This window comes from Neoakkermansia glycaniphila (genome assembly GCF_900097105.1).
Lineage (GTDB): Bacteria > Verrucomicrobiota > Verrucomicrobiia > Verrucomicrobiales > Akkermansiaceae > Akkermansia > Akkermansia glycaniphila.
Genome location: NZ_LT629973.1, coordinates 2640811 through 2657155, shown reverse-complemented (window position 1 = coordinate 2657155; position 16345 = coordinate 2640811). Strand labels below are relative to the sequence as shown.

Genomic DNA, 16345 nt, shown 5'->3' with positions numbered 1-16345 from the left:
TTTTCTAACAAGAAAATACACCCCCAACCCAACCCATGCACACACGACGCCCCCTCCGCGCCAAGCTCATCCTGCCGAGCCTTGTCGAAGCCAACGGCCCCGACTGGCGCCCCATCAAGTACTCCCTGTTCCCTCCCGTAGGCCTCGCCACGCTGGCTGCCTACTTTTCGGAAGACGACGAACTCGAAATCATCGATGAACACGTCCAGCCGCTCCACATGGACGACTCTCCCGACCTTGTCCTCATCCAGGTATACATCACCAATGCCTACCGTGCCTATGCCATAGCCGACCATTACCGGGCGCAGGGATGCCACGTCGCGATGGGAGGCCTGCACGTCACCTCCCTGCCGGACGAAGCGCAGCAGCATGCCGACACCATCATCCTCGGCCCCGGTGAAGAACCCTTCCCCCGCTTCCTGCAGGACTTCCGCCAGGGCCGCGCCCTGCCCCGGTACGCCGCCGCACGCCATACGCTCGAAGGCCGCCCGCTCCCGCGCCGCGACCTCATCCACAGGAACAAATACCTCGTGCCGAACTCCCTCGTTGTCTCGCGGGGATGCCCCCACCACTGCGACTTCTGCTACAAGGACGCCTTCTATCAGGGAGGCAAATCCTTCTACACCCTCACGACCGACCAGGCTCTTGAGGAAATCGAAACCCTGCCCGGCAAACACCTGTACTTCCTTGACGACCACCTCCTCGGCCATCCCCGCTTCGCACGATCCCTCTTCGAAGGCATGAAAGGCATGAATCGCCTCTTCCAAAGCGCAGCCACCGTCGAAAGCATCCTGAAGGACGACCTCATCGAAAAAGCCGCCGAAGCGGGATTGCGCTCCCTCTTCGTCGGATTCGAAACGCTCGACAACGGCAACCTGATCTCCAGCAACAAAACGCACAACCTCCACCGCGACTACACCGCCGCCATCCGCAGGCTCCACAGCCTCGGCGTCATGATCAACGGCAGCTTCGTCTTCGGGCTGGACGGCGACGACGAAACCGTCTTCGACCGCACTGTCGACTGGGCCGTCTCGCAGGGCATCACCACGGCCACCTTCCACATCGCCACGCCCTACCCCGGCACACGCTTTCATCAAAGCATCGTCTCGCAGAACAGGCTACTCACCCGCAACTGGGACCTGTACGACACGCGGCACGCCGTCTACCGCATCCGTGGCATGAGCTCCGAAACGCTGGAACGTGGCTACAGGCGCGCCTACCGGAAATTCTACAGCTGGAGCAACATCGTCAAATCCGCCCGCAACCCCTTCCTCGCCCCGAACCGCCTCCGGCAATTCCTCTACACGGCAGGATGGAAAAAATGCGAACCCTTCTGGAACATCGTCATCCAGAGCGGCATTCTCGAAAAATCGCGCCCCCTCCTCGAAGGCCTCCTGAACACCATGCAAAATTCAGGCCAGAAGAAGGAATTGTGACGAATTCGCCACACACGGCCTCTTGCTGCATCTGCCGCCGCCCGCTTATACTGTGCGGCGACAGATGACAACCACCACACCACCGGAGGCACAAGATGCAACCTCCGCCAAGAAGGACAAAATACACGTCGAATCCATCTTCATCTCGGACCTGCACCTCGGCACGCGCGACAGCAAGGCCGACGAATGCCGCAAGTTCCTGCGCCGCTACCGGTGCAAGCGCGTCGTCCTCGTCGGCGACATCATCGATGCATGGGCGCTCAAACGCGGAGCCAAATGGCAAAAACCCCACACCCGCTTCATCCGCAGCCTCCTCAAAAAAGCCGAAAAGGAAGACTGCGAAATCATCTACCTGCGCGGCAACCACGACGATGTGGTCGAACGCTTCTCCCCCTTTGCGCTCGGCTGCCTCACCGTGGCGAACGAATACGTCCATACGGGGCGCGACGGGAAAAAATACCTCTGCGTCCATGGAGACGGCTTCGACAGCATCTCCACCAACCACCGCTGGGTGGCCGTACTGGGCTCCGTCGGCTACGACGTCCTGCTGTGGATCAACCGCGTGTACAACACCTACCGCCGCTGGAGGGGCAAGGATTACTACTCCGTATCCAAAGCCATCAAGGCCAAGGTCAAAAGCGCGGTCAACTTCATCGGCAAATACGAAGAACAGCTTGAAAACATGGCGTGGAAGCGCGGCTGTGCGGGCATCATCGCCGGACACGTCCACCACCCCGCCGACAAGAAAGTCGGCGAGAAAGGCGTGCATTACCTGAACTGCGGCGACTGGGTGGAAAGCCTCAGCGCCGTCATCGAATACGAGGACGGCCGCTTCGAAATCGTCCACTATGCGGACGAAAAAACTCCCGCCTAGGCTCCCTTCTCCTCGACGACGACAGCGCGGGGCACTTCCTTGATATACACATCCTGCTGCGGGAACGGAATGGAAATACCGTTCTCGTTGAACGTACGGTAAATCGCTTCGCGCACGCGGGAAAGCGTCGCCATCTTCATGCGCACGGGAGCCCACACCCACACGCCGAGATTCACCGAATTGTCGCCGAACCCATCCAGCACCACGGAGGTATTGCGCGTCTTCGACAGCCCCTCCACATCCCTCACCGCTTCGAGAATCAGCGTGCGTGCCTTGTCCACCTCCGTGCCGTAGGCAATGCCGATTTCCACCTTCACCTGCTCGAACACGTGATTGCTCGTCATATTGCGGAAATTCTTGTTGAACAGCTGGTTGTTCTGGAAGGCGATCACCGAGCCGTCCAGAGTCTCGATATACGTCGTCCGGTAGCCGATGGACGACACCTTGCCGCGAATGCCGTCGCACTCCACGATATCGCCCTGCCGCAAGCGGCCGAACATCAGCGACAGCCCGCAGATGATATTGTCGATCGTATCCTTCAACGCGAAACCGAGGCCCATGCTCATCCCGCCGAGAATCATCATGATCCCCGTGAAATTGACCTGAAACACCGCCAAGGAAATCAGCACGTACACCCCCCACAGCACGAAGGTTCCCAGCGTCATATACGTCGAATAGCCGCCCAGATCATAATCCTCTCCCAGCTTCTCGTGCAACTCCGTCTTCACCACGAAAATCACATACCGCAGGGTAATCGCCATGAAAATCACCGTAATGATCGCATTGACGGAAATCGACTGCGCGAAGTCCGACACGATAAACGGCGTACTCGCCCACTCCCGGATCAGATGGGCGATATTGAAAATACTGGCAGGCCACAGCAGGCTGAACATGATCAACAGCAGCGACATCACCGGCAGCACGAACTTGGACATGAAAGGCTGCAGCCTGTGCCCGGCATTCTCCACGCGCAGGGAACGCTTCTTCTGATAGATATGCACCAGATGGTAAAACGCCATCAGGAACAGAATGCTCGTCAGCAGCATGATCCAGGCCAGCATCACGAGGAAGAACAGGAAGGAAAAACCGATCAGGGAGCAGATCGACGCCAAACCGATCAGAACGCACGATACGGTCGAGAAAAACTTGTCCACGGGAGGAGCCGTCTGCTTGTTGCGCACGAGAATCCAGACGTTCCATGCAAACACCAGCGGAAACAGAAGCGGCAGGGTCATATTCACGATGATATTCGGTGCCATGCTCATGCGCAGGAAAATGAACACCGTGCAAAGCACCATGCCCGGCGCATACAACAGCAGGCCCTGCCGCACCTTCTCGTAAGGCAGCCGCACCGTCACGGAAAACGTAATCAAAGCCAGCGTCATCAGGAACTCGATGCCCGTCGTCATCACGGCCCGCATGAAGTCCAGCGGCTGCAGCAGCGACCCGATCGACATGAAAAAGGCGAGGTACAGCAGCGTACTCCAGCAAATATGATAGGGAGCCTTCTCCATCATATTCCGTTTCATCAGAATCTTCTTGAGCCCCACGCGGAACGTCAGCCTCGCCAGAAGATAGGAAACCACAAGGAAAAGAGCAATACCCTTCACCATCTTCCAGACTTCCTTGGTGCGTTCCGTAGAACTGTCATCCACCACGTAGGTTGCGATAAATGCTTCCTTGAATCGTTCACATGCCGACGAGAAATAATTCAACACCGATACGGGTGAATAAAACACCGTATTCACCATGGCCTGCAACTTATCGGCTGCATATGTTTCCAAAGCGGCGCTCTTATCGTTCAATGAGCCGATGCGCCCCTTCTCCTGGGTCAGAGTCTTCAGATACGCGTCGATCACTTTGTTGAGCTTGTCGCACTTCTTGACGGCCTGCGCCTTGGCCTTCCGGCTCTCTTCCGAAAGCGTAGCATCGTCCATCGCCGCGATGGAATTCTTCAAGCCGTCGAGCCTTGTCTTTTCCTCGTTCAACAGCTTGATGGCCCGCTCGAAAGTAAACGTCGTCTGCGACGTGGCCTCGTTATCCACCAGAGTCTTGAGCTCGGCCCGCAGGGACATGACCTGCTGGCAGTAGAACGCGAGGGCGAACATATTGGTCGCATCCTGCGAATACAGGATCACGCCGAGCTTGTTCAACTCCTCCGCCTTCTTCTTCTGGTTCGCAATATATCCGTCCAGAATCTGCTGAAATGCCTTCATCTTGGAAGGAAGCTCGTGCAGCCTGACATCAAGCTCCTGATTGATGGTCGCAATCGTCTGCTCCGAAGATTCGTCGGCAGCCCTCAACCCGGGAGCAAGAACACCCAGCATCACCGCCAGGCAACACACGACACCGCGCAGCACAGAAACCGGAAACGAACAGAAAGACATACCCGTCTTTTACACGTCCTGCCGAAGAACGCAAGACTTTTTCATTCAACATCTATAAAAGTATGAGGCATATCCTTTTTTCAAGCGGATTTCAAATCCGACGTCAAGAGGAATAATCGCAAGGACCAACAGATAATGAAAAAATTACGATCATTTTACAGGAGGAGTTTTCCTCATCTCAAAATAAATGATCAGAATTGTACCGTGTTTATCAATCGTCTTTCAAATTTGACCAGCAAGACAATCTGAAAAATACCAACAATAAGCTGATTTGAAATCCGTTATACTAGGATTTACATTTATTGAAAACCATATTCACATGAAATTACATATACCTCTTTCTCTCCGGTTTATCCTCAGCCTTGCGATCCTGTCAGCCAGCACAGTCTCCGGTATCACGCTTCCCTCCGTTATTAACGACGGCCAATCACACGAAGAGACTCTCACCGCAAACACGGTGATCGACAACTCTCCCTTCACGCTTGCCGGTCAGTCAAGCCTGCAATTGACAGGTAACGGCTACGATCTCACCGTACAAAACACGGCCTCGGGCAGCAACTTCTATGTCAAGGAAGACTCTTCCTTGGAGCTCTCCAACATGGGCAACATCATTTTCACGGAAAATAGTACGAAGTATTCGGGTGGGGCGTTCCGCATCGAACGCGGTACATTATCCATCACCGGAAACGGAAATATCACCTTTTCGGACAATAGGGTAGCCATCGGCAAAGGCGGCGCCATTTACCTGATACTCGGCTCCACGCAGGAATTGACCGGAAACGGCAACATCGTCTTCTCGCAAAATTACGTATCCAATGACGGCGGGGCGATTTATCTCCATTCCGATTCATTGAATGCAAGGACCACACAAACGATTTCCCGTAACGGCCACCTGGAATTTTCCGGCAACCGCACAGGTACGGACGGATTCGGGGGAGCGATCCACCTCGCACTGTCCAGGCAGGACATCACCGACAATGCATCGCTGACGTTCTCCGGCAATACGGGAGCCGGTGTCGGCGGAGCCATCTGTATCATCGATTCTTCCATTCAATTCATTCTGAACAACGGCAACATCACCTTTTCGGACAATACAGCAGGCACGATAGACAGCGTACAGGGTTTTGGAGGAGCCATCGTCGGCTTCATCAATACAGAACAGACAATTGCCGGCAATGATACCGTTTCGTTCCAGCGCAACGTTGCCAAGAATTCGGGCGGAGCCATCTATCTGGCATTCAACTCCACTCAAACCCTGCAGCAAAACGGGCAGCTCGTTTTTTCCCGAAACTCTGCCGGTGTCGGCGGAGCCATCGCCCTCGACGATGCCTCGCTGACGATTGCCGACAATGCCTCCGTCATCTTCCGGGGCAATTACAGCTTCGCTCTCGACCCGGCCTCCTCCATAGATCCGGACACCCAACCCAGACTCAATGCCATTGTCGGCACGGTGACGCTGGATGCCAATGCCCAGCCTGAACCCATACTCAATCTCTCCGCTCCGGATCACGGTACCATCACATTCCATGATCCCATCGTCCTTCAGGCTGCAAACAACAACAGCCTCACCACGACAGACGCCGTGCTTCTCAACCTCAACGGCATCACATCCACCGGAGGAACGAGCGAAGCCACGGGATCAGGCACAATCGTGCTGACGGGAGAAAACGCAGAACAGGACCTCCATGCAGCATGGCAGCGGGAACAAGATCGCCGGTCCGACGCCGGGCTTGCTCCCCTGCCCACCCCGGACGAAGCCGCATGGCAAACCATGCTGGAAGACTCTCGCACCACTTCCATCAAAGGTGCGGCCGTTCTTCACGGCGGTACTTTCGCCATCACGAATGGAGCCGCTTACCGGGGCGAGGACTTCACAACCATGCCGGGCAGCATGCTGCACCTGCGCAACAATGCCTCCATGAACGTCCGGAATGCCATCTTCTCATCCGGCAGCCGTCTCGAAATCTCCGGCTCAGCACCAAGCCGGATATCGGCGGACAACCTGACAGCAGGAGGAACCACCTTCGGCTTCCGGTTATCTGGACCGTCCGGCACGCCCATGCTCTCCATCACGGCCAATACGTTCACCTTCGGAAACAACGCCTTCGTACTCTCGCCCGATCAGGGAATCACTCATCTGGCAGACGGATCCTATACCCTGCTGCACTTCACCGGGCAGGATAATCTCCACACGCTCTTCTCTTCGGCAACCTTGCGTTTCGAAGGTATTGAGGCCGAAACGAGCGAATTTTCATGGAATGAAGAAGGCACGGAATTAACGTGGAAGGGCAGCGGCATCATCGTCACCGAATTCCGCCCGGAACCACCCTCGCCCGGCGATCCCGATCATCCGGCCACCCCGGCTCTCTCCGATGCCGCAACCATGGCAGCCGCCGTATCGATCAACACCCTGTGGACAACGACCCGCTCCCTCCAACGCTTCACGGACAGCCTGCGCACGCACTCCGTGCAGCTCTCCACGGGGTAGGAAGGCCGTGGCAAAATCTGGTTCGACACCATCGGCAGCTTCCTCAGCCAGAATGGCGAACGTGGATTGCCCGGTTACGACTTCTCCTCATGGGGTGCAGCTCTCGGAGGAGAATATGATATGACTCCCTACCTGACGTTGGGCGCGGGTATCGGCAGCCTCTACGGTAAAAACAAGGCGGATGGCGGCATCTCTTCCATCGACCAGGCGTTGACCATGGGCGGCCTCTATGCCAACATCCGCCTGATGGAACACAAAAACGATACCCTGTGGCTGAGTGCTGCGACGGCCTTCGGCCATTCCCGCAACAACGGCCACGCCTCCGCACGCGACGGTTCGTCCACCCTCGCCGCCAAATGGAACGAAAATGCCTGGACGGGCGACCTCCGCACCACATGGATACATGCCTTGAACGAATCCACCGCCTTGCACTGCTTCGCCGGAGTCCGTTACACGGCGGCGAATCGAAACGCCTTCACGGCATCGAACGGCAACGCGGAAAACGACCGTTTTGGCAAAGCGGATCTCACCACCATCCAGCTCCCGGTCGGAGCGGGCCTCAGCCACCTGTCCGGGAAATGGAGCTTCTACGGTGAAATGTCCGTACTGCCGGACGCGGGACGCAACAATCCGCATGCCTCTCTGGTAGATAGCCACGGCAATCGGTATACGGTCGACGGCATCAATCCCGGCCGCTGCGCCGTTGAACTGCAAGCGGCGGCAGCCTACGCATTGACGCCGAACTGGCAGCTGACGGCAGGCTACCAAATGGAGACGACAGGCGACACGACACAACAGAGGGTAACACTGGGTACGGCTTACAGCTTCTGATCCGGTCCCATCCATTCGGTCGGGCGGCAGACTCCCCCATTCTCCCCTGTGGTACATCCACAGGGGATTTTTCTTTCCGATCAACTCGGTAGAAAAAATTCCGGCATCGGCAGGCGGAATCCCACAAACCGCATTGAATCCGTATGGCGACTCTCAAGAAGATCCCATCGGCGCATAGGCCCCCGAAACATTTCTGGACGCTATAGAAATAATGCTGGAGATTGCACATGGATCCTCTCCTATCACAAAAAAACCTATATGGATGCCGGGTTGATCATCAGTGACGCAAAAACCGCGTTCCCCGGTACAGGGAACGCGGTCGGTTAAACATGATCCAGTCGCTTCAGGCCTTGGTTTCGGGAGCCTTCGGAGCAACAGAGGCATCAGCTGCGGAAGAACCGAGGAACGAAGGCAGTTCAATGCCCACGCTCTTCGCCACCTCATGCAGCGGCAGAGTTTCCTTCACGAGGTTCTGGACGAAACCGCCCACGGATGCATCCCGCCCGTTGCCCATGACGACAACCTTGTCGAACGTCAGCTTGCTGATGGCTCCGGCCTGCAGTTCCACAATCTTGGGAAGCTGTTCCGTCACCAGCAGGGACGAAGCATCGCGAGAAGAACCGGAGGCGGCCACAATCTGCTGGAAGCCGCGGGCCTTGCCTTCGAGCACCGCCTCAATGGCGGCAGCCTCGCCTCGGCCGACAGCTTCGAGACCTTCACCCTCGGCCTTCTTCTTGAGCAGAAGGGCATCGGCCTCACCCTCGGCCAGCTTGCGCAGGGCGGCGGCTTCGGCTTCGCGTTGAATCAGCAGAGCATCGGCCTTGCCTCTCTGCTCCGTCTTCAGCACGGAGGCGGAAGCTTCGGCCACGAGCTCGCGCTCGCGCTTCTGCGTCTCCGCAGCAACAAGCACATTGGCGGCCTGCGTGGCGCGTTCGAGTTCGGCACGCTTCAATTCGGCTTCCTTGGCGGCGAGATAGGCTTCTTCCTGAGCCTTGGCTTCCTGCACCTTCTCCGCCACTTCGGCGAGCTTGTGCGCTTCGGCCTGCTTCACCTTCAGCTTCGCCTGCGACTCCGCCACCTTGATCTGAGCTTCGTTCTGGCCTTCGATGGAAGCGGCATTCGCCATGGCCACCTGCACGGCCTGCTCCTTCTCGGCTTCAGCCTTGCCGATCTCGCCTCGGCGGGTTTCTTCCGCCACCTTGATCATCGCATCATTGATGGCGCGTGCGGCGGCTTCCTGCCCAAGAGCGGCGATATAGCCGGAGGCATCCTGAATATCGGTAATATTGGCATTGATCAAATGCAGGCCGACCTTGTGCAACTCCACATCCACGGCGCCGGTAATGCCCCGGATCAGCTTCTCGCGGTCCGCATTGATTTCTTCAATCGTCATCGAAGCGATCACCACGCGCATCTGGCCCATGATGATTTCCGTCGCAAGGGAGCGGATCTCGTCCCGTGTACGGCCAAGCAGGCGGGAAGCCGCATTCTGCATCAGCTCGGGAAGGGTCGAAATGCCCACGATGAAGGAAGAAGGCACATCCACGCGGATATTCTGCGAAGAAAGCGCGCCCTTCAGCGGCACGTCGATATTGATCGGGTTCAGTTCCAGATAGGCATAAGATTGCAGAATGGGCATCACGAACGTCGCGCCGCCGTGGAAACAGCGGGCCGGCTGCCCCGCTCCCACCTTGCCGTAAACGATCAGCACCTTGTCCGACGGACACATCCTGTACCGGCTGAACAGCCATGCGACCGTACCGATGATGAACAGTGCCAGAATGACGATGGCGAGGATGGATGTTGACGAGTCGAGCGACTGCATGATCGACGCGATATATGCTTGTTGTATCATGGTTATTATGGGGTTTCTCTCTTTATTGGGAGCTTGTCAGAGCGGAGACACCGTCAGCACGCCCGCATGAACGGCCGTAATCTTGACGGGAGTCTCCGCCGAAAGGGGAACATCGCCGGACTGCACCGCCGGCAGGAAAAACAACTGGCTGGGATGCGCCACCTTCACCTGCCCGCCGGATTCTCCGTGAGGGGGAATCGTCACATACACGAGAGCCGGCATGCCCACCAGCGAATCGTACTTCAGCGTACCGTCCGAACGCAGGCTGTAAATCATCCGCATCAGGAACACGATCAGGAAAAACATCGCGAAACCGCCGATGATGCCGCCGATCACGGACTCGCCCACCGTACCTCCCGCCTGCGACAAAACGAACCCCGTCCAGCCGAAACCGAGGAGGAAGCCCGTCAGCGAGCGCAGGGAAAGCCATCCGGCCTCATGGCCGCCGCCTGCTTCCCCGGCGGAGGAAATATCGTCCCCACCATCGGAAAAGAACGAAAAAACGGAAACCAGCACGGCCATGGCCGTCGCAAACCACGCAATCGCGCAGAAAATACCGGTCGCAGACAGGAAATCGGGAATCAGGTTGAAATAGGTAAGAATGCGGGTAATGGAGTCGAACATATTCTTAAACGAAGCATAGGGTATTGCCGCACATAAGTCAACGGAAAAAGATGAAGCAAAGGAAGCTCACAGTCAACCCGTTACAAAATCATGACAATAAAGGCGCACGCAAAAAATGCGCAGGAAAGCCCATACGAACCGCAAACCCGCCTCAACGGCGGTTCCACGTCAGCTTCCGGTACAACACCCAGATACCCATCACGGCGAACCCGCAGAGCATGCCGCCCAAATGCCCGGCCTCGCCGCCTGCATTGTTCCAGTTCATCGCAATCACAACAAGGGCAACCGCCAGCACAACCAGAGCGAACGTACGCACGGACATCTCAATCGGCGGGAACCACAACGCCACACGGGCATACGGGAACATCACCGCTGCAGCGGCAATCACCCCGTAGATCGACCCGGAGGCTCCGACCATCGGAATCATCTTCCAAAAGGGAATATACTCGGACAACGCCGCCAATTCCTCACGCATGCACAAGCCCTGCGACATCAACAGACTGGAGAACAGCGCACCGACTACACCGCAGCCCAGATAAAACAGCAGGAACCGGAACGCGCCCATCATGCTGCACACCGCACGGCCAAAAATCCACAGGGCAATCATATTGAACAGGATATGCCCCATATCCGCATGCACAAACTGGTATGTGATCAACCGCCAGTATTCCCCCAGATCGAAACAGTCTTCAAAGGAATATGAACCGTAAACCATCGGCAACGGCACGGGCTCTCCTCCCATATTCGGCACCTGCCGCATCAACCCAAAAACGAACACAACCACATTGATGGCGATCAGCCCCTTGATGATCCGGTCGGCTTCCACGTCGCGCGTAAAACTCATGCCTCCATCCTAACCGCACCGCCGCACTCCGGCAAGCATCGACCGTGTCAACCTCCGCAAGCAAAATCTCCCCGCCCGGTTGCACCCGGACGGGGAGATCGTCAATCACATGGAATACAACGGAAATCAATCGATCGACAGCGCTCCGCGGGAATCGGAACCGCCTGCGCCCGCAATCACAAGACGCACCTGATAGGCACCGCCCGCCTTCAACTCGGGAGACGACAGCGTATAGCGATTCTGCTTCGGGCGGCCTCCGGCAAAGCCGGCCTGCTTGCTCTCCGCAATCACACGACCCTTGTCGAGCACCTGCACGGATTTGATATCCAAACCATTGCCTCCGCCCGTATAATCGAACGACAGATTCATCACTCCATCCTTGCGGGGAGAAGCGCCCTTCACATACGTCACTGCAGGACCGCCCTGCAACACCTCGGGAGACCATTCATACTTCCCTGCTCCTGCAGACGCCAATTCCTTGACAAGACGCACCCGCACATCACCCGACGACGGCTGGGCGGACTTCACATCGAACACGATCGAATTGCCCGCCTGCACATCGCCCGGACGCACAGCAAACGGCACCATTCCGCTCGTCGAATCACCGGACAGACTCAAAAACGCATCGGATGCACTCCCCTTGCCCGACGTACCCTGCACGCGGATGCCGGACACGGTCACGGGGGATTTCGGCTGTTTCAGCTCGAAACTCAATTCGTACGCACCCGGAGCCAGCACCACGCCGTCCATCGGAATGCGAAGCTCCGCAGTCTCGGACTTCGTATCATCGGAGGTCCAGAACATCGTCGGATAATCGCCGCCCTTGAAATTGCGGGGATTGAACAACTCCACGCCCTTGCCCGAATACACCGTCACCTCGCCCTGCGAATCGCGGCCGGAAGCGGCATTGGCATGGGTCACCTTCAGTGCATACTTGCCGGGCGAAGCCTTGGCAATCTTCAGACGGTAAACATGATCCTGCTTATGCGTGCCGGAGAAGCCGTCGTGCTCATCGGCGGAAATGGACTTCCCGTCGCGCAGCAGCTCCACCTTCTTGATCTCCAGCCGGGAACCACCCTTCTTGTAATCGAACTTCGCGATCACCTCGCCGGAAGACTTATCTGTCAACTGCGGCAAATCAAGCGTAAACTCGCTGCCGGCAAGATCTCCGGAACTCCACTCCCCGGCGGGCAGCGGATCGATAAAACGGTAATTCACCTTGTAGGCATCCAGCACATTCGCATGGTCCACAAGCCGCTTGTAGTAATCCTTGTAATCCTTGCGCTCCTTTGGGGTCCAGGTCAGCTCGGCGATCGCCGTCACACGGGGAAACGCCTGATACTCCACATGCTCCGTCTTCGGCATCAGCTCGCTCCAGAGCTGGCCCTGGGCGCCGTACACATTCTTGCGGCCCTCCTCCGTCAACCCCTGCGGGAACAGATCGTAATTGTAAATCATCTCCAGCGTAAACGGCCCCTTGTACAACGACCAATTATCGGCAGGAGAATCCGTCTGCCACGAATCCAGATAAAACGGCCCCACGGAACAATGCACGATCCCATGGCCGCCATTGGCCGACTTGATCGCATTCTGCCGCGACAGCCACGGCATGATAATCGCCGACTTCGTCAAATGATCCATATTGCTGCCGTGCATAATCTCCTCCCACCCCATCGGGCGGCGGCCCTGCTTCGCAATATGCTTCGCCAGCTCATTGAACATCCATGCCTGCATCTCGTCCTCATTCTTCAGGCCGAGGGCTTTCATCTGCGCCTGCACCTCCGGACTATTCTTCCACTGCCCCTTCGGAGCCTCGTCGCCGCCGAAATGAATCACCTCGAACGGGAACAACGCCATCGTCTCATCCAGCACATCCTTCAGGAACGAAAGCCCCTTCTCGCTCGGAGAAAACAAATCCACGGAAATATTCGACTTCACCGACGGAGCCTTGCCCGTCGTCCCGAACTCGGGATACGCCGTCAACGCCACCATCGCATGGCCGGGGAACTCGATCTCCGGCATAATCTCCACATGGCGCGCCTTCGCATACGCCACGATCTCCTTGATATCCTCCTGCGAATAATAATCCGCACCGTGGAAATTGCCGTACATGCACTTCGCCGGGCGGGACGGATCCGTCGGATCCTCGCTCGGATAAGTGGAGGGCGTACCCTTCGCCACCTCCAACAGCTTGGGATACTTCTTGATCTCAAGGCGCCAGCCTTCCGAATCCACAAGATGCCAGTGCAACCGGTTCATCTTGTGCAAAGCCATCAAATCGATAAACTTCTTCATCCACTCCTTATCCTTGAAATGGCGGGCGGAATCCACCATCACCCCGCGCCACACGCATGTCGGAGCATCCTCCAGCGTCATCGCGGGAATAGCCGTCCCCGTATCCTTGGCCTGCCCCACAATCAGCATCTGATTCAGAGACTGGATACCGTAAAACACCCCGGCGGCACTGCCTCCCGCAATCTCGATACCCTTCGGAGAAACCTTCATCACATACTCCTCCTTCGGCAGCTTCCCATCGATGGACAGCGTAATGCCTCCGGACGAAGCCTTACCCTTGGCGGCAGGCAGCTTCTTCAGAATACCTTGCAGAATCGACTTCTCATTGGCAAGAGAAGCATCCGCCGCTACGACCGTACCCGGCTGCACGACAAACGCCTGATCCTTCTGCCCGGCAAGCCGGAAATACCCGGTCAACGGCGAACCGTCGGGAGCCTTCTCCTGCACGGGACGAGGAATCACAGGCACATCGGCCAAAAGGGAACCGGACGAAACAGCCGCCAACAACACGCCCCAGGGCGACAAACGAAGAAATGAGGATTTTGACATAAAATGGAAATGCGTCCATACAATACGCTATGACACCATACGGACGCAAGACAACAAATCTTGCAGCCGCACAAAGAAAACCGCAGGGCAGCTCAATGCTCCGGGCACCCGCAATCCAGCCGGCTTCCCTCCCGCACAAGCGGGAACTGCTCCGCAAGAGGATACGAAGGCACCTGAATCAGCTGCACATCGTACATCTCCGCAATCGCCGGAGCCTCCGACGAGGCATAGGCCTCACCGTAATAAATCGTCTTCACGCCATGCGCGCACAACGCCTGCATGCAAGACGTACACGGCATCGTCGTACAGGCCACCACTCGGGCTTCGCCTCGCTTGAACAAACTGCACAAATTGATCTCCGCATGCAGCATGAACTTCTGCCGCTCATCGCGAGACTGCCAGAACTCCTCCTGCGGATCGAACCCCGGAAACAAACCGTTATACGCAGTCCCGATCACGCGGTTATCCTTATCCAGAGCCGCCGCTCCCACCTTGCGGTAAGGATCTTCGGAACGAAGAGCGGCCACATGGGCCAGAGCCATCACATACTCGGGAATACTGATACGGGACATAACGAACGGAAGAACTGGCAACAGCCTACACGCAAACCCCTGCCATGACAAGCGGGAAATGGAGCGCCCCCATTTCCCGCTGGACAAATGCCGCCCGAACACGTAGCATCCGCCCGCACCATGAACAACCTCACCGGCACCTCCATCCTCGCCCTCTCCGCCCTGCTCGCAGCCCTGCCCTCCTGCCAAAGCTACTACGGCCAGACCATCTCCCGCCAGACCGACGGACTCACCCTCCTGAACGCCGCGCTGGGCAACATCCACGACAAAACCTCCGCCGATGCCGCCGCCATCGAAGTAGACCGCTACGGCACCCTCCTCATGCAAGATGTCCGCGGCCTCCTTGCCCATGGCAAACCCAACCTCCTTGAACTCTACCTCCTGAAAAACAGCTATCAGGACAGCAATCTCAAACCCATGGCCAAGCAAACCCTCGCCCAGCTCTTCCGCCTGTACGGCCAGGGCTTCTATGGATCTGCAGCCCTGCGCCAATCCTTCGTCAACCAATTGACCAAACTCTGATACCCGCACTCGGGAACCTCACTTCTCCTTCTTGACCGGATCGGCCAACGGAGAATTCACCCGCTCCTCGGGAGGCAAAAGCTTCACGATCAGCTTGCGGAGAGCTTTGCTCTCGCGCCGCATTCGCACCACCCACACGGACAGCGCCACCGTACCCACCACCAGAAACACGCTCAGACTCCAGCAAAGACGGCGCAACGAATCCATCCCCTGCTGCAAATTCGCCTTCAACTCCCCGTCGCGATTCAAATTGCGCACGGCCGTCTGAGTCAACTCGGCAGTCATCCGATTCAGAAAAGACGACAGCTCCTCCATCATCTGCGCCTTCCGCTTCTCCAAAGCCTCCTCCACACCCAGAGATGCCGAAATCGACTGAATCGGAGCCTGCTCGGGATTCTTCCTCTGCTCCTGTGCCGTCTTCAACCCCGCTTCGATCAGAGACGAACCGAACTCGCGCCACCGCTCCTTCCTATCCTTCTTCGCATCCGGCTCACCTTCACCGAAACACGGCAGAAAAGAACAAGCCATGGCAGCCATAGCCAACATGCGGATGCACAATGTACGCCACTTCAAAACATTCATATCCATTTAACTACGCTGTTAGCAAAAAAGAATCAAGCAGGAAAAAGGACATCGTCAACCACCGCGTCAACCGCACACCACCATACGCCGCATCCCTCATCCCGCCCGTGCGAACCGCCTACTCACTGGCAATACCACCCTATGCCGGAAAAAACAACGAAAACGGAACTTTTTCTCTTGACGGAATCCAATGATTCCGCTAAACTCCGCGCACCTCATCACATGGTGGAGTAGCCAAGTGGCCTAAGGCAACGGTTTGCAAAACCGTCATTCGTGGGTTCAAATCCCACCTCCACCTCCAATTTTCAAGATAAGCTGAGAGAAGCCGAGTCGCACCGCCCAAGAAAGCGGTGCTTTTTTGTTCCCAGCTTATCCCGGCTTATGCTAGATTGAGAGGCAATACCAAACGGTCGTGCTTGAAAAGCATGTTCGTTTGAAGCCTCGATACGCCATTGAAAACAAGCAGCCGATGCAAGGCATCCGTGT

12 protein-coding genes and 1 tRNA gene are annotated in these 16345 nt (G+C 57.0%); 6 read left to right on the top strand and 7 right to left on the bottom strand.

Features of this window, described 5'->3' with window-relative positions; all coding sequences use genetic code 11:
• The first annotated feature begins 35 nt into the window (after positions 1 to 35).
• Together PYTT_RS11150 and PYTT_RS11145 are read left to right on the top strand one after the other, a co-directional pair.
• Complete coding sequence (locus PYTT_RS11150; RefSeq protein WP_067777172.1) at positions 36 to 1436, top strand: B12-binding domain-containing radical SAM protein; 1401 nt, start codon at positions 36 to 38, stop codon at positions 1434 to 1436.
• 64 nt (positions 1437 to 1500) lie between these two features.
• Complete coding sequence (locus PYTT_RS11145) at positions 1501 to 2310, top strand: UDP-2,3-diacylglucosamine diphosphatase (RefSeq protein WP_067777175.1); 810 nt, start codon at positions 1501 to 1503, stop codon at positions 2308 to 2310.
• On the opposite strand, the gene PYTT_RS11140 is transcribed toward PYTT_RS11145, so the two are convergent.
• On the bottom strand, positions 2307 to 4697 hold the full coding sequence (locus tag PYTT_RS11140) for a mechanosensitive ion channel family protein (RefSeq protein ID WP_071133486.1): 2391 nt from the start codon (positions 4695 to 4697) through the stop codon (positions 2307 to 2309). The two genes, PYTT_RS11145 and PYTT_RS11140, sit on opposite strands and share 4 nt — an antisense overlap.
• Positions 4698 to 5016: 319 nt before the next feature.
• On the opposite strand from PYTT_RS11140, the gene PYTT_RS11135 reads away from it, so the two are divergent.
• Both PYTT_RS11135 and PYTT_RS11130 read left to right on the top strand, forming a co-directional pair.
• Positions 5017 to 7185: a hypothetical protein gene (locus PYTT_RS11135; protein WP_067777181.1), complete on the top strand. Its 2169-nt coding sequence runs from the start codon at positions 5017 to 5019 to the stop codon at positions 7183 to 7185.
• Positions 7186 to 7200: 15 nt separating this feature from the next.
• Positions 7201 to 8016 carry an autotransporter domain-containing protein gene (locus PYTT_RS11130; protein ID WP_083076909.1) on the top strand — a complete coding sequence of 272 codons (816 nt, stop codon included), beginning with the start codon at positions 7201 to 7203 and terminating at the stop codon, positions 8014 to 8016.
• A 343-nt stretch (positions 8017 to 8359) separates the two neighbouring features.
• Here the strand turns inward: PYTT_RS11130 and PYTT_RS11125 are convergent, their stop codons facing one another.
• The 5 genes from PYTT_RS11125 to PYTT_RS11105 form a co-directional block, all read right to left on the bottom strand.
• Positions 8360 to 9871: a flotillin family protein gene (locus PYTT_RS11125; protein WP_245741034.1), complete on the bottom strand. Its 1512-nt coding sequence runs from the start codon at positions 9869 to 9871 to the stop codon at positions 8360 to 8362.
• A gap of 36 nt (positions 9872 to 9907) precedes the next feature.
• Positions 9908 to 10495 carry a hypothetical protein gene (locus PYTT_RS11120; RefSeq protein ID WP_067777191.1) on the bottom strand — a complete coding sequence of 196 codons (588 nt, stop codon included), beginning with the start codon at positions 10493 to 10495 and terminating at the stop codon, positions 9908 to 9910.
• Between the two features lie 151 nt (positions 10496 to 10646).
• Positions 10647 to 11339 (bottom strand): rhomboid family intramembrane serine protease, encoded by a 693-nt coding sequence (locus PYTT_RS11115; RefSeq protein WP_067777194.1) that lies wholly within the window; start codon positions 11337 to 11339, stop codon positions 10647 to 10649.
• Between the two features lie 126 nt (positions 11340 to 11465).
• A complete protein-coding gene (locus PYTT_RS11110; RefSeq protein WP_083076912.1) occupies positions 11466 to 14183 on the bottom strand; it encodes a beta-N-acetylhexosaminidase in 2718 nt (905 codons plus the stop codon).
• 92 nt (positions 14184 to 14275) lie between these two features.
• Positions 14276 to 14755, bottom strand: a complete 480-nt coding sequence (locus PYTT_RS11105) for a deoxycytidylate deaminase (RefSeq protein WP_197677903.1) — start codon at positions 14753 to 14755, stop codon at positions 14276 to 14278.
• 87 nt (positions 14756 to 14842) lie between these two features.
• On the opposite strand from PYTT_RS11105, the gene PYTT_RS11100 reads away from it, so the two are divergent.
• The gene (locus PYTT_RS11100; RefSeq protein ID WP_067777201.1) at positions 14843 to 15277 is read left to right on the top strand and encodes a hypothetical protein; all 435 of its coding nucleotides are present in this window, start codon (positions 14843 to 14845) and stop codon (positions 15275 to 15277) included.
• Between the two features lie 18 nt (positions 15278 to 15295).
• On the opposite strand, the gene PYTT_RS11095 is transcribed toward PYTT_RS11100, so the two are convergent.
• Positions 15296 to 15805 carry a hypothetical protein gene (locus tag PYTT_RS11095; protein ID WP_141675862.1) on the bottom strand — a complete coding sequence of 170 codons (510 nt, stop codon included), beginning with the start codon at positions 15803 to 15805 and terminating at the stop codon, positions 15296 to 15298.
• A 278-nt stretch (positions 15806 to 16083) separates the two neighbouring features.
• Between PYTT_RS11095 and PYTT_RS11090 the strand changes: the two genes are divergently transcribed.
• A tRNA-Cys gene (locus PYTT_RS11090) sits at positions 16084 to 16160 on the top strand.
• Positions 16161 to 16345 lie beyond the last annotated feature (185 nt).